20 protein-coding genes and 1 pseudogene are annotated in these 22,570 nt (G+C 71.1%); 9 read left to right on the top strand and 12 right to left on the bottom strand.

The features are described 5' to 3' along the window. The 8 genes from CQ047_RS17765 to CQ047_RS17730 all read right to left on the bottom strand — a co-directional run. Positions 1-1,377 (bottom strand): ABC transporter ATP-binding protein (locus CQ047_RS17765; protein ID WP_105677316.1); only part of this gene is annotated, 1,377 nt, incomplete at its 3' end. Next, a complete protein-coding gene (locus tag CQ047_RS17760; protein ID WP_181155999.1) occupies positions 1,370-3,010 on the bottom strand; it encodes an ABC transporter ATP-binding protein in 1,641 nt (546 codons plus the stop codon). The genes CQ047_RS17765 and CQ047_RS17760, both read right to left, overlap by 8 nt. Further along, a complete protein-coding gene (locus tag CQ047_RS17755) occupies positions 3,007-3,795 on the bottom strand; it encodes an ABC transporter ATP-binding protein (protein ID WP_105677314.1) in 789 nt (262 codons plus the stop codon). The genes CQ047_RS17760 and CQ047_RS17755 overlap by 4 nt, the downstream gene beginning before the upstream one ends. Before the next feature lie 11 nt (positions 3,796-3,806). Then, entirely contained in the window at positions 3,807-4,901 is a 1,095-nt protein-coding gene (locus CQ047_RS17750; protein ID WP_105677312.1) for an iron chelate uptake ABC transporter family permease subunit, read from the bottom strand. After that, positions 4,898-5,971: an iron ABC transporter permease gene (locus CQ047_RS17745; protein WP_105677321.1), complete on the bottom strand. Its 1,074-nt coding sequence runs from the start codon at positions 5,969-5,971 to the stop codon at positions 4,898-4,900. The genes CQ047_RS17750 and CQ047_RS17745 overlap by 4 nt, the downstream gene beginning before the upstream one ends. 8 nt (positions 5,972-5,979) lie before the next feature. Next, the gene (locus CQ047_RS17740; RefSeq protein WP_105677311.1) at positions 5,980-7,047 is read right to left on the bottom strand and encodes an ABC transporter substrate-binding protein; all 1,068 of its coding nucleotides are present in this window, start codon (positions 7,045-7,047) and stop codon (positions 5,980-5,982) included. 167 nt (positions 7,048-7,214) lie between these two features. Further along, a complete protein-coding gene (locus tag CQ047_RS17735; protein ID WP_105677320.1) occupies positions 7,215-8,057 on the bottom strand; it encodes an AraC family transcriptional regulator in 843 nt (280 codons plus the stop codon). Beyond that, the gene (locus CQ047_RS17730; protein WP_105677310.1) at positions 8,054-8,677 is read right to left on the bottom strand and encodes a TetR/AcrR family transcriptional regulator; all 624 of its coding nucleotides are present in this window, start codon (positions 8,675-8,677) and stop codon (positions 8,054-8,056) included. Before CQ047_RS17730 ends, CQ047_RS17735 begins: the two co-directional genes overlap by 4 nt. 71 nt (positions 8,678-8,748) lie before the next feature. Here CQ047_RS17730 and CQ047_RS17725 point away from each other — a divergent pair, with 71 nt between their 5' ends. Together CQ047_RS17725 and arfB are read left to right on the top strand one after the other, a co-directional pair. Further along, entirely contained in the window at positions 8,749-10,128 is a 1,380-nt protein-coding gene (locus tag CQ047_RS17725) for an MFS transporter (protein ID WP_258132735.1), read from the top strand. 83 nt (positions 10,129-10,211) lie between these two features. Further along, the gene (gene arfB / locus CQ047_RS17720; RefSeq protein WP_105677308.1) at positions 10,212-10,652 is read left to right on the top strand and encodes an alternative ribosome rescue aminoacyl-tRNA hydrolase ArfB; all 441 of its coding nucleotides are present in this window, start codon (positions 10,212-10,214) and stop codon (positions 10,650-10,652) included. 72 nt (positions 10,653-10,724) lie between these two features. Here arfB and CQ047_RS17715 read toward each other — a convergent pair whose 3' ends face one another. Then, positions 10,725-12,800, bottom strand: a complete 2,076-nt coding sequence (locus CQ047_RS17715; protein ID WP_105677307.1) for a bifunctional lysylphosphatidylglycerol flippase/synthetase MprF — start codon at positions 12,798-12,800, stop codon at positions 10,725-10,727. Between the two features lie 58 nt (positions 12,801-12,858). Between CQ047_RS17715 and CQ047_RS17710 the strand changes: the two genes are divergently transcribed. After that, positions 12,859-13,935, top strand: coding sequence for a sorbosone dehydrogenase family protein (locus CQ047_RS17710; RefSeq protein WP_105677306.1), 1,077 nt, complete (start codon positions 12,859-12,861; stop codon positions 13,933-13,935). Between the two features lie 4 nt (positions 13,936-13,939). Here the strand turns inward: CQ047_RS17710 and CQ047_RS17705 are convergent, their stop codons facing one another. Next, positions 13,940-15,046 carry an LLM class flavin-dependent oxidoreductase gene (locus tag CQ047_RS17705; protein ID WP_105677304.1) on the bottom strand — a complete coding sequence of 369 codons (1,107 nt, stop codon included), beginning with the start codon at positions 15,044-15,046 and terminating at the stop codon, positions 13,940-13,942. 226 nt (positions 15,047-15,272) lie between these two features. Between CQ047_RS17705 and CQ047_RS17700 the strand changes: the two genes are divergently transcribed. From CQ047_RS17700 to CQ047_RS17675, 6 genes are all read left to right on the top strand, one after another. Further along, positions 15,273-16,595 (top strand): M20/M25/M40 family metallo-hydrolase, encoded by a 1,323-nt coding sequence (locus tag CQ047_RS17700; RefSeq protein ID WP_105677303.1) that lies wholly within the window; start codon positions 15,273-15,275, stop codon positions 16,593-16,595. 173 nt (positions 16,596-16,768) lie between these two features. Then, positions 16,769-17,812 carry an amino acid ABC transporter permease gene (locus CQ047_RS17695; RefSeq protein ID WP_105677301.1) on the top strand — a complete coding sequence of 348 codons (1,044 nt, stop codon included), beginning with the start codon at positions 16,769-16,771 and terminating at the stop codon, positions 17,810-17,812. After that, a complete protein-coding gene (locus CQ047_RS17690; protein WP_105677300.1) occupies positions 17,809-18,600 on the top strand; it encodes an amino acid ABC transporter ATP-binding protein in 792 nt (263 codons plus the stop codon). Before CQ047_RS17695 ends, CQ047_RS17690 begins: the two co-directional genes overlap by 4 nt. Before the next feature lie 51 nt (positions 18,601-18,651). Then, positions 18,652-19,650, top strand: coding sequence for an ABC transporter substrate-binding protein (locus CQ047_RS17685; RefSeq protein WP_105677298.1), 999 nt, complete (start codon positions 18,652-18,654; stop codon positions 19,648-19,650). Positions 19,651-19,728: 78 nt separating this feature from the next. Then, positions 19,729-20,880, top strand: coding sequence for an LLM class flavin-dependent oxidoreductase (locus CQ047_RS17680; protein ID WP_105677297.1), 1,152 nt, complete (start codon positions 19,729-19,731; stop codon positions 20,878-20,880). Next, positions 20,877-21,419 (top strand): GNAT family N-acetyltransferase, encoded by a 543-nt coding sequence (locus CQ047_RS17675; protein ID WP_105677317.1) that lies wholly within the window; start codon positions 20,877-20,879, stop codon positions 21,417-21,419. The genes CQ047_RS17680 and CQ047_RS17675 overlap by 4 nt, the downstream gene beginning before the upstream one ends. Positions 21,420-21,480: 61 nt before the next feature. On the opposite strand, the gene CQ047_RS17670 is transcribed toward CQ047_RS17675, so the two are convergent. Continuing rightward, positions 21,481-22,341 carry a DUF1684 domain-containing protein gene (locus CQ047_RS17670; RefSeq protein ID WP_105677295.1) on the bottom strand — a complete coding sequence of 287 codons (861 nt, stop codon included), beginning with the start codon at positions 22,339-22,341 and terminating at the stop codon, positions 21,481-21,483. Beyond that, positions 22,338-22,570 (bottom strand): annotated as a pseudogene (locus CQ047_RS17665) (F420-dependent methylene-tetrahydromethanopterin reductase); the annotation flags it as partial. The gene CQ047_RS17670 and the pseudogene CQ047_RS17665, both read right to left, overlap by 4 nt.

Below are 22,570 nucleotides of genomic sequence, written 5' to 3'. Positions count from 1 at the left end.
CGCCCCGACCGCCCGCAGGGCGGCGACCATCTGAGCAGGAGTCGCCTCCGGGGCGACCAGCGAGAGGTTGTCGGCGATCGTGCCGCGGAACTGGTGCAGCTCCTGCGACAGGTAGTACGGCTCATCCGTGGTCGAGGCCAGGTGCACGCTGCCCGAGGTCGGCGGGTGGTGGCCGGCGATCACCCGGGCGAGGGTGCTCTTGCCCGACCCTGAAGTGCCGACCAGCGCGGCGGTCGTGCCCGGTGAGACGTGCAGGGTCACGTCGCTGATACCGCGACCGGTGGTGGGGTAGAGGAACGTCACGTCGCGCACCTCGATGCCGGCGGATGCCGTCGGCGCCGCATCCACTGCCGTGCCCCGTGCACCCGAGGCCGCAGGGGTGAGGTCGATGACGCCCACGAGGCGCGCGAGCCCGATCGCCGCGCGCTGGATGTCGTCGAGACCGAAGATCAACTGACCGACCGGGCCGAACAGGCGGTGGAAGAGCAGGGCGGCGGTGGTCACCATGCCGACGGTGATCGCGCCGCCGGAGTGCAGCAGGAAGCCGGTGCCGAGGATCGCGGCCAGGCCGACGAGCTCCCCGCCGTTGATCCACCGGAACAGGCGATTCGTCACGCGCACCCCCTCGATCTGCATCCGGATCGACGCCTCGGCCCGCTCTGACACGCGGGCGAGAGCGTGCTCCTGCTCGTTGAACGCGGTGAGGGTGTCGATGCCCTCGACCGCGTCGAGCACGGCCTGGCTGCGCGCGGCCTCGCGCACGCGCACCTCACGGAACACGACGCGCGACCTGCGCAGGAACGCCCGCGTGCCGAGCACGTAGAACGGTGCGGAGGCGATGCCCGCGAGCGCGAGCCAGGGGTCGAGCGCGGTCAGAGCGGCCACCGAGACGGCGATCGCGAAGGCGGCCGACAGCAGGGTCGGTGCGACGTTCCCACCGGCCTCCGCCACGGCGTCCACGTCGCCGGTGACGCGCGAGAGCAGGTCGGCGCTCTCGCCGTCGTCCACCGCGCCCACCGGCAGGCGCATGGCCGAGGTGAACACGTCTTCACGAAGGCTGGCCAGCATGTCCTGCACCAGTCCGGTGAGCACCCGCACCGCCCACAGCATCATGACGGCGGCGCCGATCGCGCCGGCGCCGGCTCCGACGACCCAGCCGGTGATGGTCGCGACGCCCGCGTCGGATGACACGGCGTCGACGATGCGCCCGAGACACGCGGGCATCACGATGCCCAGAGCGGATGCCGCGAGGAACAGCACGGCGACGCCGGCTGCCCTGGCCGAATGCTGTCGTAGCAGCGCTCCGACCGCGGCGCGCACGCGGACGCCGGAGGCGATCGGAAGCAGGGGAGTGGTGGTGTCGATGGCGTCACTCATGCGGCGCATCCGATCCGTGTGAGGGGATGTCGATGATCCTGTCGCAGGCGCCGAGCAGTACGGGGGACGTGCTGATCACGATGACGGTGTCGGTGTGCGCCGCGAGGGCCCGGGCGATGTGCGCCTCGGTGACGGCATCCACCGCCGAGGTCGGCTCGTCCAGCACGAGCACGTCGGCCTCCGCGTGCAGCGCCCGCGCGATCCCGATGCGCTGCCGCTGTCCGCCCGAGAGCCGTCGACCGGCCTCGCCCACCTGCGACTCCCAGCCGCCGACCTGAGCGACGGTGTCCTGCAGCGCCGCCATGTCGACGAGCGCGGGGTGCGGCGAGCCGTCGATGCCGTGTCCGCGCACGGCCTCGCGCAGGGTGCCGCTCACGATCGTCTGCCCGTGCGGTGGAGCGACGACGCGGCGGCGGTACTCGATCGGATCCCACTCCGTCAGGTCCCGCCGCTCGCCGTCGATGGCGAGCTGCACCCGCCCGTGCTCGGGCGGTGTGCGCAGGCCGAGGAGACGCGAGAGCGAGCGAGCGGTGTCGCTGTCGGCGGGGCGGATGCCGAGCAGCTCGCCCTCCCTCACCTCGACGAGCGAGTCAGGGGAGTCGCCGGGGCGGAAGGCCAGCACGACGTCATCCGCCGAACCCCGACGGCCCTCGCGCGCGATCGGGGCCCCGAGCAGGTCGTCGGCGTCGATGACCTCGGCGAGTCGCTTGGCCGAGGCGAGCTTGTGGATCCAGTTCGAGGGGAACGACCCGGCGTAGGCGAGGTAGCCGCTGATGAACTGGGCGAGGCCGAGCACGGTGACCAGCTCGCCGATGCTGATGCGGCCCTCCGCCGCGAACCACGCCGACATGCCCGCGAGCGCGGTCGTCGCGACCGCGGCCAGCGTGGTGCTGACGGCCTCGTACGAGGCGAGGGATCGACCGGCGGCGGTCGCGGCGCGACGGGAGGCGTCGCTCGCGGCGACGTAGCGCCGCACGGCTTCCTCGCGGGCGCCGATGCCCACGAGCACGCGGAAACCGCTCATGAAGTCGGCGGCGACGGCCCCGGCCTCGGTGGCCGCGTGCTGCTCGGCGAAGCCGCGGCGCTCGAGCGGACGCGACACGACCTGCATCACGAACATCATCGCGATCGTGGAGCCGAACACGACGAGGGTCGCGACCGGCGAGATCACCAGCATCGCCAGCCCCGCGCCGAGGATCGCGGCGATCGTGGAGCACTGCTGCGCCACCGACCAGGCCACACCGGCCACGCGATACGTGTCGGAGGTCACGAAGGTCAAGGCCTCGCCCGGCGTCACCGCACGGCGGGACAGGCGGGGGCGCAGCATCCGCGACAGGGTGAGGTGGCGCAGCGCCTGCTCGCCGTAGCCGTAGATCGAGACCATCAGGCGGGATGCCGACTGGTAGCTCGCGGTCAGCACCAGGAACGTCGCCACCAGCACGCCGATCCACAGCGCGAGCGCCGCCGGGTCGGCGGGGAGCACTGCCCGGTCGATGGTCGCGCCGATGATGACGGGGATCGTGGCCTCCGCCAGCGCGTGCACGATGAGCAGTGCCGTCGCCGCGGACAGGGCGATACCGCGCCCCTCCGCCTTCAGCGCGATCCCGAAGAGTCGCCGCGGAGTGTTCGTCACGGCGTCCGCCGACCGAGCGGGAGCACCAGCGGGCTGCCCGAGACCGGGTCGGTGATGACCCGGCAGGGCAGGTCGTACACGGCCTGCACGAGCTCGGCGGTGATGATCTCGCGCGGGTCGCCCTGCGCCACGATGGCCCCGTCGCGCATCGCCACGAGGTGGGTCGCGTAGCGCGCGGCGTGGTTGAGGTCGTGCAGCACGGCCACCAGGGTGGTGCCGTTGCGGTGCAGATCCGCGAACAGCTCCATCAGATCGATCTGGTGCGCGATGTCGAGGAAGGTCGTCGGCTCGTCGAGCAGCAGGTGCTTCGTCTGCTGGGCGAGAGCCATCGCCACCCACACGCGCTGCCGCTGGCCGCCCGAGAGCTCGTCGACCAGTCGGCGGGACAGATCGGTCACCCCGGTGGCCGCCATCGCCTCGGAGACGGCGCGCTCGTCGGCGCTGCTCCAGGTGCGCAGGGCGCTCTGGTGCGGGAATCGTCCTCGTCCGACGAGGTCGGCCACGGTGATCCCGTCGGGGGCGATGGATGACTGTGGCAGGAGCCCCAGCTTGCGCGCCGCCTCCTTCGGCTTGAGGGAGCGCAGCTCGGCGCCGTCGAGCAGCACGGCGCCGGTGGTCGGACGCAGCAGCCGGGCGAACCCGCGGAGCAGGGTCGACTTGCCGCACGCGTTCGGGCCGATGATGATCGTGAACGAGTCGTCCGGCACCTCCAGCGACAGCGTGGAGATGATCGGGGTCTCCCCGTAGCCCAGCGTGATGTCGCGGGCCAGCAGCGAAGCGGTCATGGGTGTTCCTTTCAGGTGCGGCGCGCGTACTGGGCGGCCAGCAGCCAGGCGAGATAGAGTCCGCCGATCGAGACCGTCACGACGCCGACGGGGACGGCGACGAGCTGGGCGACCGCGTCGGAGACCACGACGAGGGCGGCGCCGGTGAGCATCACGGGCGCGGCGCCCATCGGGGTGTTCGAGCGGGTGAGGCGCTGCGAGATCTGCGGAGCCGCGAGCGCGATGAACGAGATGGGACCCGCGGCCGCGGTGACCAGCGCGACGAGGGCGACGCCGCACACCATCGCCGCGAGCCGGGTGCGACCAGGGCTGATGCCCAGCGCGGTGGCCGCGTCGTCGCCCATCTCGAGCACGGGCAGCGTGCGGTTCAGCGGCAGCGACAGCAGGGTGACGATCGCGAACACGATCGCGGCGGGGATCAGCTGGTCGAACCCGAGCGAGGCGAGCGAGCCGGCACCCCAGGTCGCGGCCATCATGGCCTTCTCGACGCTGACCGAGATCAGGATCCAGGAGGTGAGCGATCCGAGCCCGGCAGAGACGCCGATGCCGACGATGATCAGGCGGAACGACGACAGGGTGTTCTTGTTCGCCAGCACATACACGAGCAGCGCGGTGATCAGGCCGCCGACGAGCGCGCCGACCGCCTTGAACATGTAGGTGTTGAGCTCCAGCACCACCATCATGAGCGTCACGCCGAACTGCGCGCCGATGCCGAAGCCGATGATGTCGGGGGAGCCGAGCGGGTTGCGGGTGAGTGACTGGAAGATGCCGCCGGCGAGGGCGAGAGCCGCGCCGCAGAGCACGGCGAACAGCACGCGCGGCAGCCGCCACTCGAAGACGACCTGACGGATGTCGGGGTCGGAGGACGGGTCGACGATGGCGCGGACGACCGAGCCGAAGTCCACCTCGTAGGCGCCGATCGTCATGGATGCGAGGCCCGCGGCGATGATCACGACGGCCAGCACCGCGCAGACCACGATCGAGCGCACCGGGATGAGCGTCGCGATGCGCGCGGTCTCGATCCGGACCTGCCGACGTCCGTGGTCGACGGGGGCGAACTCCGTGCTGTCCTGCGCGGCGGCGGTGGGTCGCTGGTCGATGCTCACAGTCCGCTCACCCGCTTGCGGCGCACGAGCGCGATCAGGAGCGGGGCGCCCAGCAGCGCGGTGACGATCCCGACGCGGAGCTCGCCGCTGGGGAGCACGATGCGGCCGAGGATGTCGGCGAACAGCAGGAAGGACGGACCGATGATCATCGAGTAGGTCAGCACCCAGCGCTGATCGGGACCCGTGAACCAGCGGACGATGTGGGGGATCATCAGCCCGACGAAGGCGATGGGGCCGGCGGCGGCGACGCTCGTTCCGGCGAGCAGGGTGACGGCGATGATCACCAGCACACGGGTGACCTGCGCGCGGGCGCCGAGCGCCAATGCCAGGTCATCGCCGAGCGCCAGGGCGTTCAGGGAACGGGCGCAGAGCAGCCCGATCAGGAGACCCGCGACGATGAGGGGCGCCGCCCAGGCGAGCTGGTCGACGGTGCGTCCGCCGATCGAGCCGACACCCCAGAAGCGCATGACCTGGAGAGTGCCCAGATCGCGCAGCACGATCGCGGTCGTGAGGCCCGTGAACGCCGCGCCGAGCGCGACCCCGGCGAGCGTCAGCTTCATGGGCGTCGCGCCGGAGGCCCCGAAAGAGCCCAGTGCGTACACGAGGACGGTGAGCACGAAGGCGCCGGCCAGCGCGAAGGGCACATAGGCGCCGGGGGCGGTCAGTCCCAGCACGCCGACCGCGAAGGTGACGGCGAAGGACGCGCCCGCGTTCACGCCCAGGATGCCGGGGTCGGCCAGGGGGTTGCGGGTGAAGGCCTGGATGAGTCCGCCGCACACGGCCAGGGCGGCGCCGACGACGATGCCCAGCAGCGTGCGGGGGACCCGCAGCTCCATCACCATGAGGTGCAGCGCGTCGGCGTCGTCGTAGGCGAACAGGGCGTGCAGAACGGTGAGGGGGTCGATCGCTCGGTTGCCGACCGCGAGCGACGCGATGGCGGCGATCACCAGCACCACCGCCGAGACGATCAGCCCCAGCACGAGCGTCGCGGTGCGGTGCGGGGAGCCGTCTGCACGACCCCCCGCACCTGAGTTCGAGACGTCCGTGCCGTCTTCCGTCGCCAGGGACATCTCGCGCGTCACTCTCCTGCGATGGTCGGCTCACCCTGCAGCGCGGCTGCGAGGTCGTCGACGTACTTCGGGAGGATGTACTTCAGCGACAGCACGGTCGGAGCGCTGATCGCGGAGGCCTCCGCGGCATCCGCGTAGATCACGTAGGAGCCGTTCGCGATGGGGTTCCAGCGCGAGACGACCTTGTTCTCGACCGTGTACTCGCCCTCGGCCGCGCTGCCGCCCCACGCGGCGAACAGGTCGGCCTGCACGTCGTAGAGCTTCTCCAGGCTGACGCCGGTGTACCAGTTGTCGCCCTCGGCGCTGGCGAGGAAGCTGTCCATGGCCGAGGTGGAGGTGAAGCCGAGCGCCTCGGTGATGCGCACGCGGGGGTCGTACTCCAGGTAGACGCCGAGGTCGGTGCCGCCCTCGTTCAGCGTCAGGCCCCAGACGAAGGTCTTGTCTTCGAACTCGGGGTGCTCGCCGGCGAGCGTGCTGATCTGCTCCTCGGTCTCGGCGATCAGCTCCTCGGCCTTGGCGTCCTCCGACAGCGCCTTGCCGACGGTGCGGGTCATGCCCTCCCAGGTGCCGGGGTTCCAGGGGCCTTCGATGTAGGGCACGGTGGGCGCGATCTCGCTCAGCCGCTCGTACTCCATGTCGGTCACGCCCGAGTACAGGCTGAGGATCAGGTCGGGCTTGAGAGCCTTGATCGCCTCGTAGTTGGGGCCGTCCTCGGTGAACGGGATGATCTCGGGGGTCTCGCCGTACTCCTCGGTGACGAACTCCTCGAACCAGGGCTGGTAGCCGCTCTCGCCGGCGCCCCACACCTCTTCGATGCCGACCGGGTTGGTGCCGAGTGCGGCGACGATGTCGGGCGTCATCCAGCCGAGGGCGACCACACGCTGGGGCTTCTCGGGGATCACGGTCTTGCCGTGTCCGTGCTCGATGACCACGCCGTCGGTGGACGTCGACGACGAGGCGGACTCCGCGCCTTCTCCGGTGGTCGAGCACCCGGCCAGGGTGAGGGCGGCGGCGATGGCCGCGGCGACGAGCGCGGAGCCTCGCCGGATCTTCGGGCGCGCGAGAGCGTGCGACATGGTTCTCCTTCAGAGAGATGGGGAGGGGAGCGCCGCGTCGACGCGGCAAGAAGTTAGGTAAGCATGCCCTAACAGAACGATGCTAGAACGCCGAGAACACGGCCAGTGTCGATCGATGGACGACTTGTGTCGCTATACGGACAGAACGCGTCGGATGGGCGCGAGGGTCAGCGCCAGTAGAGGTGGTGCGCCGAGTCGGCCTGCACGCGAGCGACGTGCTGACGCGGGGTGAGTCCGAACCGCTCCTTGAAGCTCGCGGAGAACGCGCTCGTCGTGGCGTAGCCGCACCGGTGGGCCGCGGCTCCGATGGGGGTGCCGTCGACGATCAGGCGGGCGCCGAGGGTCATCCGCACGCCGGTGCGCCACCGGCCGAACGTCATGCCGACGTCGTTCTGGAAGATGCGCAGGACCGTGCGCTCGTGCAGGCCGTGCGCGAGGAACAGCTCACCCGCGCTGCGCGGGTCGCCCGGATCGTCCAGCACCGCCTGCACCAGGGCGCGCACGCGCTCGTCGGCGGGCAGCGGGACCTCGCCCCAGCCGTCGAGCGCCTCAGGCGCCGGCTGCTGCAGCATCTCGATGAGCGTGCCCTGGATGCGCACGCGCAGATCGGTGGGCATGTCGTTGATGCCGAGGTGCAGCAGCATCTCCTGGACGGCGCGCGGCACGAGCACCCGGGTGACGTCGTCGATCGGCGCGATCGCGGATGTCGCGGGCAGGTACGTGTAGCACCCGACGGAGTCCCGCTCGTGGTGCGCCGTGTGCGGCGTCCGCGCGGGGATCCACACGCCCTGACCAGGGGCGAGGCGCCACATCGCGTCCTGCAGGTGCACCCACACGGTGCCGCGGTAGCACCACGCGAGCATCGCGTCGGCGTGGGAGTGCGGAGGGGAGAGCGGGCGGGTTCCGGTGTCCTCTCCGGTGACGACCCCCGTCCCCATCAGGTACGGCGCGACGACGGTCGACGGAAGCTCAGGGCTCGCCTCCCAGTCGTCCCGCCGATAGGAGTTCATCGTGCGTCGGTGCGCGCGCTCGCCAACCGCGCCTCGACCGGCGACCATCCGCTCTCCAGGATCGCGAACCCGGCGTCGAGCGTGCCGAGCTGATCGTCGGCGTCGTTGACGAGCAGCAGCATCTGCAGGACGAAGCGGGAGTAGACCCTGATCTCGGCGGTCGGCGCGTCGAGTCCGAGCTCGTCGGCGATCGCGTCCGACAGGGCGTCCTCGTGGCGGAGCCACATCCGAGCCGCGTACTCGCGAAGCACCGGCGTCTCGTTCAGGAACGCCATGAAGATCCGGGTGACGTCGTCGCCGTGCTCATCGACGTTGGTGCGGACGTCGGTGGAGTAGAAGTCATGGAGCGCCCGGTTGATCGAGATGCCGTCTGCGCGTCCGCGCACGGCGCTGACGAGCCGGTCGCGCTGCTCGTCGTCTTCGTCGAAGACCAGCGCCTCCTTCTGCGGGAAGTGCGCGAAGACGGTGGTGGGGGAGACATCGGCGGCGTCGGCGATCTCGCGGATGCTGACGTTGTCGAAGCCGCGATCGAGGAACATCTTCGTCGCGACGTCGGAGATGTTCTTGCGGGTCGCCGCCTTCTTCCGCTCGCGTCGACCCATCGGCTCGGTGCTCGTCATGCCGACCACTCTATCGCGGACCGGATTCATAAGTGGCTTGACACTGAAACTGGTATCGATACACTTTCGGTATGACTTCACTCAATTCGACCGGTCGCGTCGGCAACCGCGCCTGGGTCATGCTCGTCGTCCTGACGATGCTGACCGTCATCGGGATGACCGTCGTCCTCCCCGTCCTGCCCTTCGTGGTGCTGGAGTACGTCTCGAATGAGAAGGACCTTGCGATCTGGGTCGGCGTCCTCGAGGCGATCAACGGACTCTGCGCCTTCCTCGTCGCCCCCTTCCTCGGGCGCCTCTCCGACCGCTTCGGCCGACGCCCCGTGATCATCGCGGCCGCGTTCGGCGCCGCCTTCTCGATGACCCTGTTCGGCATCGGCGGAGCGATCTGGGTGCTCGTGCTCGCCCGTGTCATCCAGGGGCTGACCGCCGGCGACATGCCCGCGCTCTTCGCCTACCTCGCCGACATCACGCCGCCCGAGAAGCGCGCCCAGCGCTTCGGCCTGCTGGGCGCCCTCTCCGGCATCGGCATGATGATCGGGCCGGCCATCGGCGGCCTCCTCGCCGCGATCGACCTGCGCCTCCCCGTCTTCCTCACCGCGGCGGTCGCCCTCACCATCGCGATCCTCAGCATCTTCCTGCTCCCCGAGAGCCTCAGGCCGGAGAACCGGATCTCCGCGATCTCCGCCAAGGACGTCCAGCCGTTCGCGGTGTTCACGGACGCGTTCGGCCGCAAGGAGCTCCGCGGACTCATGATCGGCTTCGGCATCCTCGCCCTTCCGTTCGGGTTCTTCGTCAACAACTTCAGCGTTCTCGCGCTGGACTCGATCCAGTGGGGGCCCACCCAGATCGGTCTGCTGACGGCCGCGGTCGGCATCATCGACATCCTCATCCAGGGCGTGGTGCTCGGCATCCTGCTGCCGCGCATGGGAGAGCGCGGGGTGATCGTCAGCGGCATCGTGGCGCAGGCTGTCGGTCTCGCCGCCCTCGCGATCGTGGCCTCCGTGCTCGCGCAGCCGTGGGTGTTCATCGTCGGAGCGCTCCTCCTCGCCGCAGGTCAGGGCGCATCGCAGGCCGCGATGGACGGCGCGATGTCGAACGCCGTGGGTGACGACGAGCAGGGCTGGCTGGGCGGGGCGACGCAGTCGCTGAACGCCGCGATGAGCACGGTCGCGCCCCTCATCGCCGCCGCCCTCTACGCCGGTGTCAGCCACGCGGCCCCGTACTGGCTGGGCGTCGTGCTCATGATCGTCGCCGCGATCGTCCTCGGGCGCGCCCACATCGCGAACACCGCGAAGGCGGCCCCGAAGGGCGCCGCCGCGGCCGGGGTCCCGTCGCCGCTCCGGCCGCCGCGGATGCGGCCGTCGACGCCGCGGTCTGATCTCGCCGCGGGAGCCCCGCGGGCCGGGGCGATCGGTTCACAACTCCTCAAGAATCGGCGTCAGACGGGGTGATCCGGCCGAAGCTCGGCCGGATCACCCCGTTCGTGAGGAGTTGTGAACCGCGAGCTGGACACAGGGCGCGAGATGATGGATGCATGCCCTCTCCCCATCGCCCCGGACTGCGGGTCACCGCGGGCGTCACGATCCCCGAGTCCGAGCTGTCGTGGCGGTTCTCGCGGTCGTCGGGACCCGGCGGCCAGGGCGTCAACACCGCAGACTCCCGCGTGGAGCTGGTTTGGGATGCCGCGGCTTCCGCTGCGCTGTCGCCGGTCCAGCGGGAACGCGTGCTCGACCGGCTCAGCGGCCGGCTGGTCGGAGGGGTGCTGACGATCGCGGCATCCGAGCACCGCGCCCAGCTTCGCAACCGGGATGCCGCGCGCGAGCGTCTCGCGTCGGTCGTCGCCGAGGCCCTGCGCCCGCCCGCCCCGCCGCGCCGACCCACGAAGCCGAGTCGCGGCGCGAAGGAGCGCCGGCTGAAGGAGAAGCAGCGCCGCACCGACGTGAAGCAGCTGCGCAAGCCTCCGCGCGACGGCTGAGGCCTCGGTCGGCCCGCCCGGCCCTCGCACCCCAAGCACCTGCGTCGGCCGCCTCGCGACGGCTGAGCGCGTTCAGTCGCGGGGCCCGCGCACGAGCTCCAGACCGGCTCCGGCGAACTGCCGCAGCGTCGCGTCGGGCAGGAACGCCCTCGTCAGCGCCCCGCCGATCGCGGCGAGGTCGCTCTCGTCGCGGAACAGCAGGTACATCGTCTCGTAGCGCGGGTGGAACTTCTGCTTGAAGCGGTGCAGCGACCCGAAGCCGTAGACCGGCTCGAGCGCCTCGGCGAGGCGGTCGCTCAGCGCCGCGATCATGCCGGCGTCCGGCGGGTAGTCGTGGGCGAGCGGGGCCCCGGAGAGCGACATGATCTCGCAGCCCTCCTCGGAGAACTGCGTCGCGGACGAGCCGATCAGGTACTCCATGACGGGGCCGAATCCGCCCTCCCTGCGCCGCATGAGATCGAGCGTCCACCCGCGCACGACGCCGCCCTCGCCGTAGATCGGCAGCCAGGAGAGGAAGCCGTCGACGTCTCCGTTCGGCGCGACGGCGAGCGCGAGCCGCACCTCGTGCGCCTCCGCCTCGTCCAGGGTGCCGAGGGTGAAGCGCATCTCGGGGAGGTCCTTGTCGCCGACCCACGCCTCGGAGATCGCGCGGAGCTGCTGCTGCACGCCCCACGGCTCCGACTTCAGGTGCGTGAGACGGAAGGTCATCTCCTCGCGGCCGGCCTTGTTGAGGGAGGTGCGCACGGAGTTCCAGCGCTTGCCGGTGAACGACAGGCCGGGCAGGTCGACGATCGTGTCGTCGGCGACGACCAGGCTGCGCCAGGTGTCGGGCACGGCGGCGCGCGTCGCGTCGTCGGCGCTGAAGAAGCACGGCACGAGCCCCGCGTTCTCGGCGGTGTGGATGAACTCCTCCACCGCCGCGGCGCGCGTCTCGGCGGGGCCGATCGGATCGGCGAGCGCCAGGGCCACTCCGCCCCGTCGTTGATAGGCGACGATGCCGCCGGTCGTCCCGGCGTAGCTGTTGCCCTCCCACGTCGTCATCCAGGAGAGGGTGCCGCCGCCGTGGGCGCGCAGCGTCCGCAGCAGGTCGGCGAGGGTCGGGGCGGGCTGGATGCCGAGCTTCGACGACCTCTTCGCCCGGAACGCGCGCCGCACCACGATCAGGTAGATCAGCACGAGCAGCCAGAGGAACGCGCTCGCGAGCGACAGCTCGGTCTCGCCGTAGATGACGGACTCGAGCTCCGCGGCGCTGGTGAGCATGATGAGCGTCAGGACGAGGACCCCGCCCAGCACGTTGAGCGCACCGAGGATGATCGCGAGCACCCAGCTCCAGCGGCGACCCCGGCGGAGCCCACGCACGATGAGGAGGACGACCGCGACATCGATCGCCACGTCGACGACACCGCCGGACACCGGTTCGGTCGGGCCGAACGGCCCGTCGGTGGGGAGGAGGATCGTGATGATCTCGGCCGCGGTGAGCGCGATCACGGCGATCACGGCGATCAGGCGCTGCTCCCGCACGGTCGTCCTGCGGACCCGCAGCGAACGGTCCGTGACGAGGATCAGCAGCACGGCGAGCAGGTGCTCCAGATCGTCGACCGCACCCCAGAACAGCATCATGACGAAGACGAAGCCCAGGAGCACGAGCCAGCCGCGCACGCGCCACGGCGCCCGGAACAGGCCCACGGCCGCGGCGATGCAGGCCATCGTGCCACCGGACGCTCCGACATCGAGCGACTGGGCCTGCGTCTGCGCCCAGGCCCAGGGGACCTGCGACAGGAGCAGCAGCGTGAGGGCCGTGGCGAGGACGGCGAAGAGCTGTCCGACCCAGAAGTAGGCGAGGGCCACGCGCGAGCCGCGACGGAACTCGAGGTAGCCCATGCCCCAGAAGCTGGCGATCGTGATCGCATAGACCCACGGCTGGCCGATGAAGAACGTTCCGGTGACCGGCGTCCACCACCTGCCGTCGGAGAGGTTCGGCAGCCCGTAGGCGACAGTCTCGAAGAGATCGGCATCCTCGAACGGCATCCACAGCCCTCGGGATGCGACGCCGACGAGGAGGATCAGCCCCACCATGGTCAGGGTGGCGGGGATCCTCCGCAGCGCGGAGACCGCCTGGCTCGGTGTGATGCGTCGCGACCGGGTCATGTGCTCAGCGTAACGATGCGGGCGGCGGGGCTTCCCTCGGCGCGGCGCGGGGCGTTGGATGGGACGCATGGTCGGGACGAGCGGACAGAGAACGGCGGTGCTGCGTCGCACGGTCGCGTGCTGCGCGACGGCATCCGTCTTCGCGCTCGCCGCGTGCACGTCGTCGAGCGGGCAGCCTGTGGCATCCGCACCGGCTCCGATCGTGCTCGCCGACGGCCTCGATGCGCCCTGGTCGATGGTCCTCCACGGCGATGCGCTCCTGATCAGCGAGCGCGACAGCGGCCGGGTGCTGGAGTTCGACGAGAGCGGAGCCAGGCACGAGGTCGGAGTGATCGGCGGCGTCGTCGCAGGCGGGGAGGGCGGGCTCCTCGGGCTCGCGGTGCGCGACGGGGACCTGTACGCCTATCTCACCGCCGACGACGGGAACCGGGTCGAACGCCGGACGCTCCTCGGCGAGCCCGGCGCCCTCTCGCTCGGCCCTCCGGCGACGGTGATCGACGGCATCCCCTCCGCATCGAACCACAACGGCGGGCGCCTCGCCTTCGGGACGGACGGGATGCTCTACGTCACCACGGGCGATGCGGGAGACCGCGACAGCGCGCAGGACCTCGACGCCCTCTCCGGCAAGATCCTCAGACTCACGCCCGAGGGAGGCATCCCCGACGACAACCCGTTCCCCGGGTCGCCCGTGTACAGCTACGGCCATCGCAACCCGCAGGGCATCGGGTGGGATGCCGACGGCACGATGTACGCGACCGAGTTCGGGCAGGACACCTGGGACGAGCTCAACGTCATCGAGGCAGGGGGGAACTACGGCTGGCCGGAGGTCGAGGGCGCGGCCGATGACGCGGACTACACCGACCCCGTGCAGCAGTGGCGTCCGGCGGAGGCGAGCCCCAGCGGCATCGCGGTGACGAACGGCGACATCCTCATCGCGAACCTGCGCGGTGAACGACTGCGCAGCGTGCCGCTCGACGACCTGTCCACGAGCGCCGAGAGCGTCGTCGGAGAGTACGGACGGCTCCGCGACGTCATGGTCACGGCGGGGGCGATCTGGCTGCTGACGAACAACACCGACGGCCGCGGCGACCCCGCGGAGGGCGACGACCTGGTCATCCTGTTCCCGATGGACTGAGGGCTCAGTCGAGCAGGCCCTTCTCCCTGAGCAGCGGTCGGACCCCTTCGGCGAACCAGTACGCCTCCTCGAGGTGGGGGTAGCCCGACAGCACGAACTCCGTGAAGCCGTGACCGTGGTACTCGGCGACGAGATCGGCGACCTCCTCGTAGCTGCCGACGAGCGCCGTGCCCGCCCCGCCGCGCACCAGCGACACCCCGGCCCAGAGCCCCGGGTGCACCTCCAGGTCGCTGCGGGTGAGCCCGCCGCTGCTGAGCGCGTTCTGACGCTGCTGGCCGACCGACTGCGAGCGGGAGAGCGTGTCCCTCCGCCGCGCCAGGACCTCCGGGTCGAGGCCGTCGATCAGCGAGTCCGCGATCGACCACGCCTCCTCAGAGGTCGGACGGGCGATCACGTGCAGGCGGACGCCGTAGTCGAGCCTGCGCCCGAGCACCGCAGCCCTCGTCTGCACGCGACGGATCTTCTCGGCCGCCTGCGCCGGGGGCTCGCCCCACGTGAGGAACACGTCGGCGTGCGCGGCGGCGACCTCGATCGCGGCATCCGATGAGCCCCCGAGGTAGATCGGCGGCGCCGGCACGGCCGTCCGGAGCTGCGCATCCTCGATCCGGAAGAACTCGCCGTCGTGGGTGACGTTCTCTCCGGCCCAGAGGCGGCGCAGGATGCCGAGGTACTCTGCTGCCCTGCGGTATCGATCGTCCTTGCCGATGGTGTCGCCGAAGCGGCGCTGCTCTGCATCCTCGCCGCCGACGACGATGTTGACCCGCAGCCGCCCGCCGCTGATGCTCTGGAACGTCGCGGCGGTCTGCGCCTGCAGCGTCGGGGAGACGAGTCCCGGCCGGACCGCGATGAGGTAGTCGAGCGCGCGGGTGTGCTGGGTGAGAGCCGAGGCGATCGTCCAGCTCTCCTCGTTGCCGCCGCCGGAGGGCACGAGCACCGCCTCGTAGTCCAGCTGCTCGGCGGCGCGCGCGATCTGCGCGAGGTAGTCCACGGTGGGCTCGCGCTGAGCCGCCACCCGACCGGCCGGGTCGTAGGCGGTCGCGCTGCCGAGGCCGATGTCGGTGCGGGAGTCTCCGGTGAGCGGCAGGAACCAGTCCAGCGAGATCGCGCTCATGCCGACGCGCCTTCCGGACGGGGGAGGATGCCGCGCACGATGCCTCCGTCGTTCACAGATGCCATACGTCGAGTGTCGCCCGTCCGCCACCTCGCCCGCACGCCGAGCGACGCTGTGAGACGCTCGATGACGTACTGCGTCGGCGTGCGGCATCCGCCCTGTGCGCCGCGGGTAGCGTGAGGCGACGCCGGGCGGGCGCCCGGGTGGACCCCGAGGAGATACGCAGATGACCGCACCCAGCCCGCTCGAGACCGAGGCGCTCGAATTCATCCGCGCGCTCATCCGCATCGACAGCGTCAACACGGGGGATGCCGCGACGATCGGCGACGGCGAGACACGAGCCGCGCTGTTCGTGAAGGAGAGGCTCGAAGAGGTGGGCTATCGGGTCGACCTCGTCGAGCCGCAGCCCGGACGCGCCAGCGTCGTCGCGCGACTCGAGGGTTCCGACCCCGACGCGGGGGCGCTGGTCGTGCACGCGCACCTCGACGTCGTGCCCGTCGAGGAGGCCGACTGGACCCACCCGCCCTTCGGGGCCGAGATCCACGACGGCGTCCTGTACGGCCGCGGAGCGGTGGACATGAAGAACTACGCGGGCACGATCCTCGCGATCGCCCGCGCGTTCCGTCGCGACGGCGTCGTTCCCCGCCGCGACCTCATCTTCGCCTTCTTCGCCGACGAGGAGGCCGGTGGCGTGTGGGGAGCGCGCTGGATCGTCCGACACCGGCCGGAGCTGTTCGCCGGCGCCACCGAGGCGATCAGCGAGGTGGGCGGCTTCTCCGTGCCTCTCGCCGACGATCGCCGCGCGTATCTCGTCGCCACCGCCGAGAAGGGCGTGACCTGGGCGACCCTCACGGCGCGCGGCCACGCGGCCCACGGCTCCCGCCCGACAGCCGACAACGCGGTCGTGCGTCTCGCCCGCGCCGTCGCCGCCGTCGGCGCGCACCGGTTCCCGGTCGTCCGGACGCCCGCCCTCGACCGGTTCCTCCAGGTGTTCGAGGAGCACCGCGGCCTCCGCGTATCCGGCGCCGACAGCGAGCTCGACGAGCAGCTCGCCGAGCTCGGGTTCGTGTCCTCCCTCGTCGGAGCATCGGCGCGCAACACGGTGTCGCCCACCGTGCTCGCCGCCGGCGGCAAGACGAACGTGATCCCCGCGGAGGCATCAGCGCGCCTCGACATCAGGGTCCTGCCCGGAGCGGATGCCGCGCTGCGCGACGAACTGGCGGCCGTGGTCGGCGAGGGGGTCGACATCTCGTGGGGCCATGCGGTCCCCGCGATCGAGGCGCCGCTGGATGCGCCGCTGATCGACGTCCTGCAGGGGGCGATCGCCGCAGAGGACCCGGGGGCGCTGGTGGTGCCGTACCTCCTCCCGGCGAGCACCGACAACAAGCACCTCGCTCAGCTCGGCATCCGCGGCTACGGCTTCGTGCCGCTGCGCGTGCCCGCCGACTTCGACGTGTTCGGCGAGTTCCACGCGGCCGACGAGCGGATCCCCGTCGACGCCCTGCACTTCTCGACGAGGGTGACGGAGCAGATCCTCCGCAGGGCCTGATCCGCCGCTTCCCGTGTTACCGGCGGAGCCGTCCGGTTACGCGACGAGCCCCTCGGTTACGGCGTGCGTCTGCCGGTTGCGACGTGTGAAACCCGGCTGTGATCAGCGATTGCGATGCCCCTACCTTGGCTTCACGCGGCACACCCGGTGCCGCTCGGAGCACGAGGATCACCATGACTGACACAGCCGCCCCACCCGTCGGCACCGCGGTCGATCTCGAGATCGACCGCCCCCAGGATGCGCGGGGGAAGGTGGATCTCGGCGCCGTCACCGTGGTGCATCCGCGCCACTGGTGGCGATGGACGATCGCCGCGATCATCATCTTCGTCCTGGCCCAGTTCGTCTGGAGCCTCTTCACGAACGACCGCTACATGTGGGACTCGTTCGCCGAGTACTTCTTCTCCGGTCCCGTGCTCATCGGCATCGGCTACACGCTCTCGATCACCGCGGTGTCGGCGGTCGTCGGCTTCGTGCTCGGCACGATCATCGCCCTCGGCCGGCTCTCGACGTCGACCCTGCTGAGCTCCGCGGCGTGGGGGTACATCTGGTTCTTCCGCTCGGTGCCGCTCGTCGTGCAGATCATCGTCTGGTACAACCTGGGCTACCTCTACCCGACCCTCGGGCTCGGCACCCCGTTCACCACCGACTTCTGGATCGTCGAGTTCCCGACCGTGCAGCTCATCAGCGCGTTCGCCGCGGCGATCCTCGGGCTCGGGCTGCATCAGGCCGCGTACTCGGCGGAGATCATCCGGGGCGGCCTCATCTCGGTCGACCAGGGGCAGCAGGAGGCCGCGGCCGCTCTCGGCATCCCGGCCAGCAGACGGCTCTTCCGCATCATCCTCCCGCAGGCGATGCGCTCGATCATCCCCAACGCGACCAACGAGGTGATCGGCCTCGTCAAGGGCGCCTCCGTCGTGTTCGTGATCGCGATCCCCGAGCTCTTCTACGCCGTGCAGGTGATCTACAACCGCAACAGCCGGGTCATCCCGCTCCTGCTCGTCGCCGTGGTCTGGTACACGATCATCACCACGATCCTCAGCATCGCCCAGTTCTACATCGAACGGCACTTCGCCCGCGGCTCCGTGCGCACCCTGCCGCCCACCCCGCTCCAGCGGGCGCGCCGCTGGGCGAGCGCACAGTGGACGCGGCTGGGGGATGCCCCACCCGAGGCGCCGGTCGCGTCCGCGCTCACCGCATCCGGAGGGGGCGTCCGATGACCGCCGTCGCCGCGGAGACCGCGACCAGGGGGCTCGTCGAGATCCACAACGTCCACAAGAGTTACGGCGGCGTCGAGGTGCTCTCCGGCATCGACCTGACGGTGCAGCCGGGGGAGGTGGTCGCACTGCTCGGCCCCAGCGGTTCCGGCAAGTCCACGCTGCTGCGCACGATCAACCACCTCGAGAGCGTCGACCGCGGATCGGTCACGGTCGACGGCGAGCTGATCGGCTACGAGCTGCGCGGAGAGAAGCTGCAGGAGCTGCGCGAGCGCGAGATCCTGCGGCGCCGCACGCAGGTGGGCATCGTGTTCCAGAACTTCAACCTGTTCCCGCATCTCACCGCGCTCGAGAACGTCACCGAGGCGCCCATCGCGCTGAAGAGGCTGAGCACGGACGATGCGCGGGAGCTGGCGCTGGGCCTGCTCGACCGCGTGGGTCTCGCCGACAAGGCCGACGCCTACCCGCGGCAGCTCTCCGGCGGCCAGCAGCAGCGCGTCGCGATCGCCCGCGCCCTCGCGCTGAAACCGAAGGTGCTCCTGTTCGACGAGCCGACCAGCGCCCTGGATCCCGAGCTCGTCGGGGAGGTGCTCGACGTCATCCGCGACCTCGCGCAGCTCGGCACGACGTTGATCATCGTCACGCACGAGATCGGCTTCGCCCGGGAGGTGGCCGACCGCGTGGTGTTCCTCGACGCCGGCGTCGTGGTCGAGCAGGGGCCTCCGGCCGACGTGCTCAGCAACCCCCAGAACCCCCGCACCAGGGACTTCCTGTCCAAGGTGCTGGGCTGACCTGCACGACCCGAACGCGGCCCGTCCGCAGCATCCAAGGAGAACACAGAAATGGCACTCAGCAAGAAGCAGGGCGTCGCGATCGGAGTCGCCGCCGCGGCGGTGCTCGCGATCGCCGGCGTCGTGACCGCCGTCACCCTCAACCGCCCGACGGAGGCGGCCGCCGACAACGCGACCCCCGCCCCGAAGGAGACCTCGGCCAACGTGTCGGCCGACGACATCGAATGGGTCACCGGCGAGGTCGTCCCCGAGGCCGTCGCCGCGCTGAAGGAGAGCGGCTTCGAACCGATCGAGAAGGGCAAGCTCACCGTCGCCGTCGGCGCCTTCGTGCCGCCGCTCAGCTACGTCCCCGACGGGGAGACCCTCCCTGCGGGCACCGAGCCGAACATCGGCAGCCTGATCGCCGAAGGGCTCGGGCTGGAGTACAACCCCGTCGTCGTCGCCTGGGCGGACTGGCCCCTCGGCGTGCAGTCGGGGAAGTACGACCTCATCACCTCCAACGTGACCGTCACCGAGGAGCGCAAGGAGCTCTTCGACTTCGCGAGCTACCGGCAGGACCTGCTCGGCTTCTACGTGAAGGCGGACAGCACGATCGACAAGATCGAGGAGGCGGCGGACATCTCCGGCCTCAAGATCGTCGTCGGCTCCGGCACCAACCAGGAGCAGGTGCTGCTCAAGTGGAACGAGGAGCTCGAGGCAGACGGCAAGGCCCCGGCCGAGCTGCAGTACTACGACGACAACGCCGCTGCGACGCTCGCGCTGCAGTCCGGCCGTGTCGACGCGAGCTTCGGCCCGAACGCCACGGCGGCCTGGGCGGCGCGGGAGACCGGCGACACCAGGCTCGTGGGGATCGTCCCCGGCGGCTGGCCGCTCGCGGCGACGATCGCCGCCGGGACCGCGAAGGGCAACGGCCTGATCGAACCCGTCGGCATCGTGCTGAACGAGCTCATCGCGAACGGGAAGTACGCCGAGGTCCTGAAGGCCTGGGGGCTCGATTCCGAGGGCATCGACGCGTCCGAGATCAACCCGCAGGGGCTTCCGAAGTCCTGACCCAGAGGTGCGGGCCGTGCGCGAGAGCGCCGGCCCGCATGCCTCCGCCGCACCTCCGCACCGAGAAGGACGAAGACCATGACCGACCGCGCACCACTCAGCATCCTCGACCTCTCGCCCTTCGGCGCCGGGTCGACTCCGGCGCAGGGGCTGCGCGACACGATCGCGCTCGCGAGGACGGCGGAGCGCCTCGGCTACCGCCGGTACTGGCTCGCCGAGCACCACCTGAACCCCGGTGTGGCCGGCGCCGCGCCGCACGTGCTGCTCGCCGCGGTCGCCGCAGCCACCGAGCGCATCCGCATCGGCACCTCCGCGACGATCATCGGCAACTACTCGGCGCTCCAGGTGGTCGAGGCCGCCGGCGTCGTCGCGGCCCTGCATCCAGGACGCTTCGACCTCGGCATCGGCCGCTCCGGCTCGACGACGCAGCCGACCGGCCGTGCGTCGGAGCCGGCGCCGCCGCAGGCCAGGGTCGTCGACGGACTGCTCCTCCCCGCCGCGCGGCCGTTCGCCTTCGACGCCGTGCGGTTCGCCGCGCAGGCACGGCTGCTGAGACGGACCGCGGGCGACGCCGACCGCTTCGAGCAGGACGTGCTCGACATCCTCGCCCTGATCGAGGGCTCCTACGTCGCACCCGAGGGAGTACCGATCCATGCGACGCCCGCCGAAGGGCAGCCGATCGAGGTCTGGCTGCACGGCAGCACGGCAGGACCCAGCGCCGAGCTCGCGGGCCGACTCGGACTGCCGTTCGGCGCGAACTACCACGTCGCCGGCAGCTTCGTGCTCGACGCGGTCGACGCGTACCGTCGCGCGTTCCGCCCCGGCGTGCTGGATGCGCCGCACGTGATCGTGTCGGCCGATGTGCTGGTCGCCGACACCGCCGCCGACGCCGAGCGCGTGGGCCGCGGCTACGCTGAATGGGTGCACAGCATCCGCGCCGGTCAGGGCGCCATCGCCTATCCGCGCCCCGAAGACGCTCTCGTCGAGCCGTTCGAACCCGACCTCCTGGATGCCGTCGGGGACCGCCTCGACACCCGGTTCGTCGGCGATCCCGATCACGTCTCCGAGCGGCTGGAGACCCTGCAGCGGGTCACCCGCGCCGACGAGCTGCTGGTCACCACGATCACCCACGACCCCGCGGACCGTGCGCGCTCCTACGAGCTCCTCGCCGCAGCGTGGGGGCTCGGCTCTCCCGCCGAGCGCGCCCTCGCCACGGCGGTGCGGGCGTGACGGCATCCGCACCCGGCACGCGGGCGCCCGCCCTCGTCATCCGTCTCATCGCGCCGGCCGAGCACGCTCTCGTCGGGCGCCTCACCGAAGAGGCGTACCTCTCCAGCTACACCGGTCTCTCACCCGCGTACGTCGAGTCCCTGCGTGACGTCGACGCCCGTGTCGCCCTCGGCGACGTGTGGGTCGCGGAGGACGCAGGCGGCGTCATCGTCGGCAGCGTGTGGGTGCCGCGCCCCGGGGAGCAGCTCTCCGAGCTGGCGGAGGAGGGAGAGCTCGACTTCCGGCAGCTCGCCGTGTCTCCGTCGGCGCGCGGCCGCGGCATCGGCGAGGCGCTGACGAGGCACGTGATCGCGCTGGCCGTCGAGCGCGGCGCCCATCGCGTCGTGATGAACAGCGGTCCCGAGATGCTCGGCGCGCACGCGCTCTACGCGAAGCTCGGCTTCCGTCGCCTCCTCGAGCGCGAGCACCGCATCGAGGTGGAGCCGGGGCTCTTCCTCGACCTGCTGGCTTTCGGTCTGGACCTCGGTCCGCGCAGCTGACAGGGGAAAGACGCGGAAGGAGGACGTGTCCCGCGGGGCACGTCCTCCTCTCTGTTCTCCGTCAGAGTCGACCGGACGGCACGATCCCCGTGGCGGAGAAGACACCCTCCACCCGGTCGCTCGGCGTCTTCTCGCCGGCCTCGACCGCGATGCGCAGACGGTTCTCCGCCGGCGGCAGCGGGCAGGTCGCGAAGTCCGTGTAGGCGCACGGGAGGTTCACGGCCCGGTTGAAGTCGATCACCGTGTCGTCGGAGTCGTCCGCCACCTCGATCGTCACCGTGCGGTTCGCCGCATAGGTGGTCACGCCGCTCGTCGCATCCGTGAAGAGGATGAACAGCTCGCCCGGTCGATGCCCGGGGAAGGCGAGCAGGCGGAAGACCTCCCCGTCGATCGCGAACTCCGCATAGCCGGGGGAGTCGTACACGTGGCTCAGACCGTCGACCGCGGCTCCCACCTCGATCGATCGCGGCGCGATGAAGCGCACGAACCGTGCGGGAACGCGCCAGCCGGGGTCGGCCGGATAGACGGGGGTCCCCGCGTACGCGCGCAGGAATGCGAAGTCCGACCGCCGGGGACGGAGGATGCCGCGGCCGCCGCGCGTGGCGACCTCCACGACGCCTCCGGAGAAGCCGACCGTGACGCCGTCCCGCTCGGCGATCGGGCCGAAGCGGTGCGTGCCTCCCACGGTCGCGCCCTCGACGATCAGTTCCTCGTCGTGCGCGAGCTCGACCGTGGGACCCTCGGCGCCGGTGCTCCACAGCCCGGGAAGACCCGGCACCGCGGTCGGCTCCTCCGACAGCCAGAACAGCCCGGTCACGGCGAGGAAGCCGTGCGGATCGGCGCGCCGGCGCTCATGCGCGGCATGCCAGTCCTCCCACTCCCGGGTGAAGGCCGCGGCATCGATCGTCGCGGGGATGCTCATCGCGCGCTCTCCGTCCCCGCCGAGAGCAGCTGCCCCGCGCGTTCGGGCACCGGCAGACCGAGGTTGTCCCGCAGGGTCGTGCCCTCGTAGTCGGCGCGCAGCGATCCGCGCTCCTGCAGCAGCGGGACCACCTGGTCGACGAACTCGTCGAGCCCCGACGGCACCAGGTGCGAGCCGAGGACGACGCCGTCGCCTCCGCCCTCCTGCACGAACGTGTCGAGCTGGTCGG

The sequence above is a fragment of the Microbacterium sp. MYb72 genome, assembly GCF_002979415.1.
In the GTDB taxonomy this organism is placed as follows: domain Bacteria; phylum Actinomycetota; class Actinomycetes; order Actinomycetales; family Microbacteriaceae; genus Microbacterium; species Microbacterium natoriense.
Note: the sequence above shows the minus strand (reverse complement) of the source record. Positions and strands in the feature narration are given on the sequence as shown.

Excerpts from the sequence above, each read along its gene's own strand:
- arfB (WP_105677308.1), top strand. The coding sequence starts at position 10,212 with ATGCCCTCTCCCCATCGCCCCGGACTGCGGGTCACCGCGGGCGTCACG.
- CQ047_RS17700 (WP_105677303.1), top strand. The coding sequence starts at position 15,273 with ATGACCGCACCCAGCCCGCTCGAGACCGAGGCGCTCGAATTCATCCGC.
- CQ047_RS17695 (WP_105677301.1), top strand. The coding sequence starts at position 16,769 with ATGACTGACACAGCCGCCCCACCCGTCGGCACCGCGGTCGATCTCGAG.
- CQ047_RS17670 (WP_105677295.1), bottom strand. The coding sequence starts at position 22,341 with ATGAGCATCCCCGCGACGATCGATGCCGCGGCCTTCACCCGGGAGTGG.
- CQ047_RS17705 (WP_105677304.1), bottom strand. The coding sequence starts at position 15,046 with ATGAGCGCGATCTCGCTGGACTGGTTCCTGCCGCTCACCGGAGACTCC.
- CQ047_RS17685 (WP_105677298.1), top strand. The coding sequence starts at position 18,652 with ATGGCACTCAGCAAGAAGCAGGGCGTCGCGATCGGAGTCGCCGCCGCG.
- CQ047_RS17740 (WP_105677311.1), bottom strand. The coding sequence starts at position 7,047 with ATGTCGCACGCTCTCGCGCGCCCGAAGATCCGGCGAGGCTCCGCGCTC.
- CQ047_RS17730 (WP_105677310.1), bottom strand. The coding sequence starts at position 8,677 with ATGACGAGCACCGAGCCGATGGGTCGACGCGAGCGGAAGAAGGCGGCG.
- CQ047_RS17735 (WP_105677320.1), bottom strand. The coding sequence starts at position 8,057 with ATGAACTCCTATCGGCGGGACGACTGGGAGGCGAGCCCTGAGCTTCCG.
- CQ047_RS17710 (WP_105677306.1), top strand. The coding sequence starts at position 12,859 with ATGGGACGCATGGTCGGGACGAGCGGACAGAGAACGGCGGTGCTGCGT.
- CQ047_RS17690 (WP_105677300.1), top strand. The coding sequence starts at position 17,809 with ATGACCGCCGTCGCCGCGGAGACCGCGACCAGGGGGCTCGTCGAGATC.
- CQ047_RS17725 (WP_258132735.1), top strand. The coding sequence starts at position 8,749 with ATGACTTCACTCAATTCGACCGGTCGCGTCGGCAACCGCGCCTGGGTC.
- CQ047_RS17745 (WP_105677321.1), bottom strand. The coding sequence starts at position 5,971 with ATGTCCCTGGCGACGGAAGACGGCACGGACGTCTCGAACTCAGGTGCG.
- CQ047_RS17715 (WP_105677307.1), bottom strand. The coding sequence starts at position 12,800 with ATGACCCGGTCGCGACGCATCACACCGAGCCAGGCGGTCTCCGCGCTG.
- CQ047_RS17755 (WP_105677314.1), bottom strand. The coding sequence starts at position 3,795 with ATGACCGCTTCGCTGCTGGCCCGCGACATCACGCTGGGCTACGGGGAG.
- CQ047_RS17680 (WP_105677297.1), top strand. The coding sequence starts at position 19,729 with ATGACCGACCGCGCACCACTCAGCATCCTCGACCTCTCGCCCTTCGGC.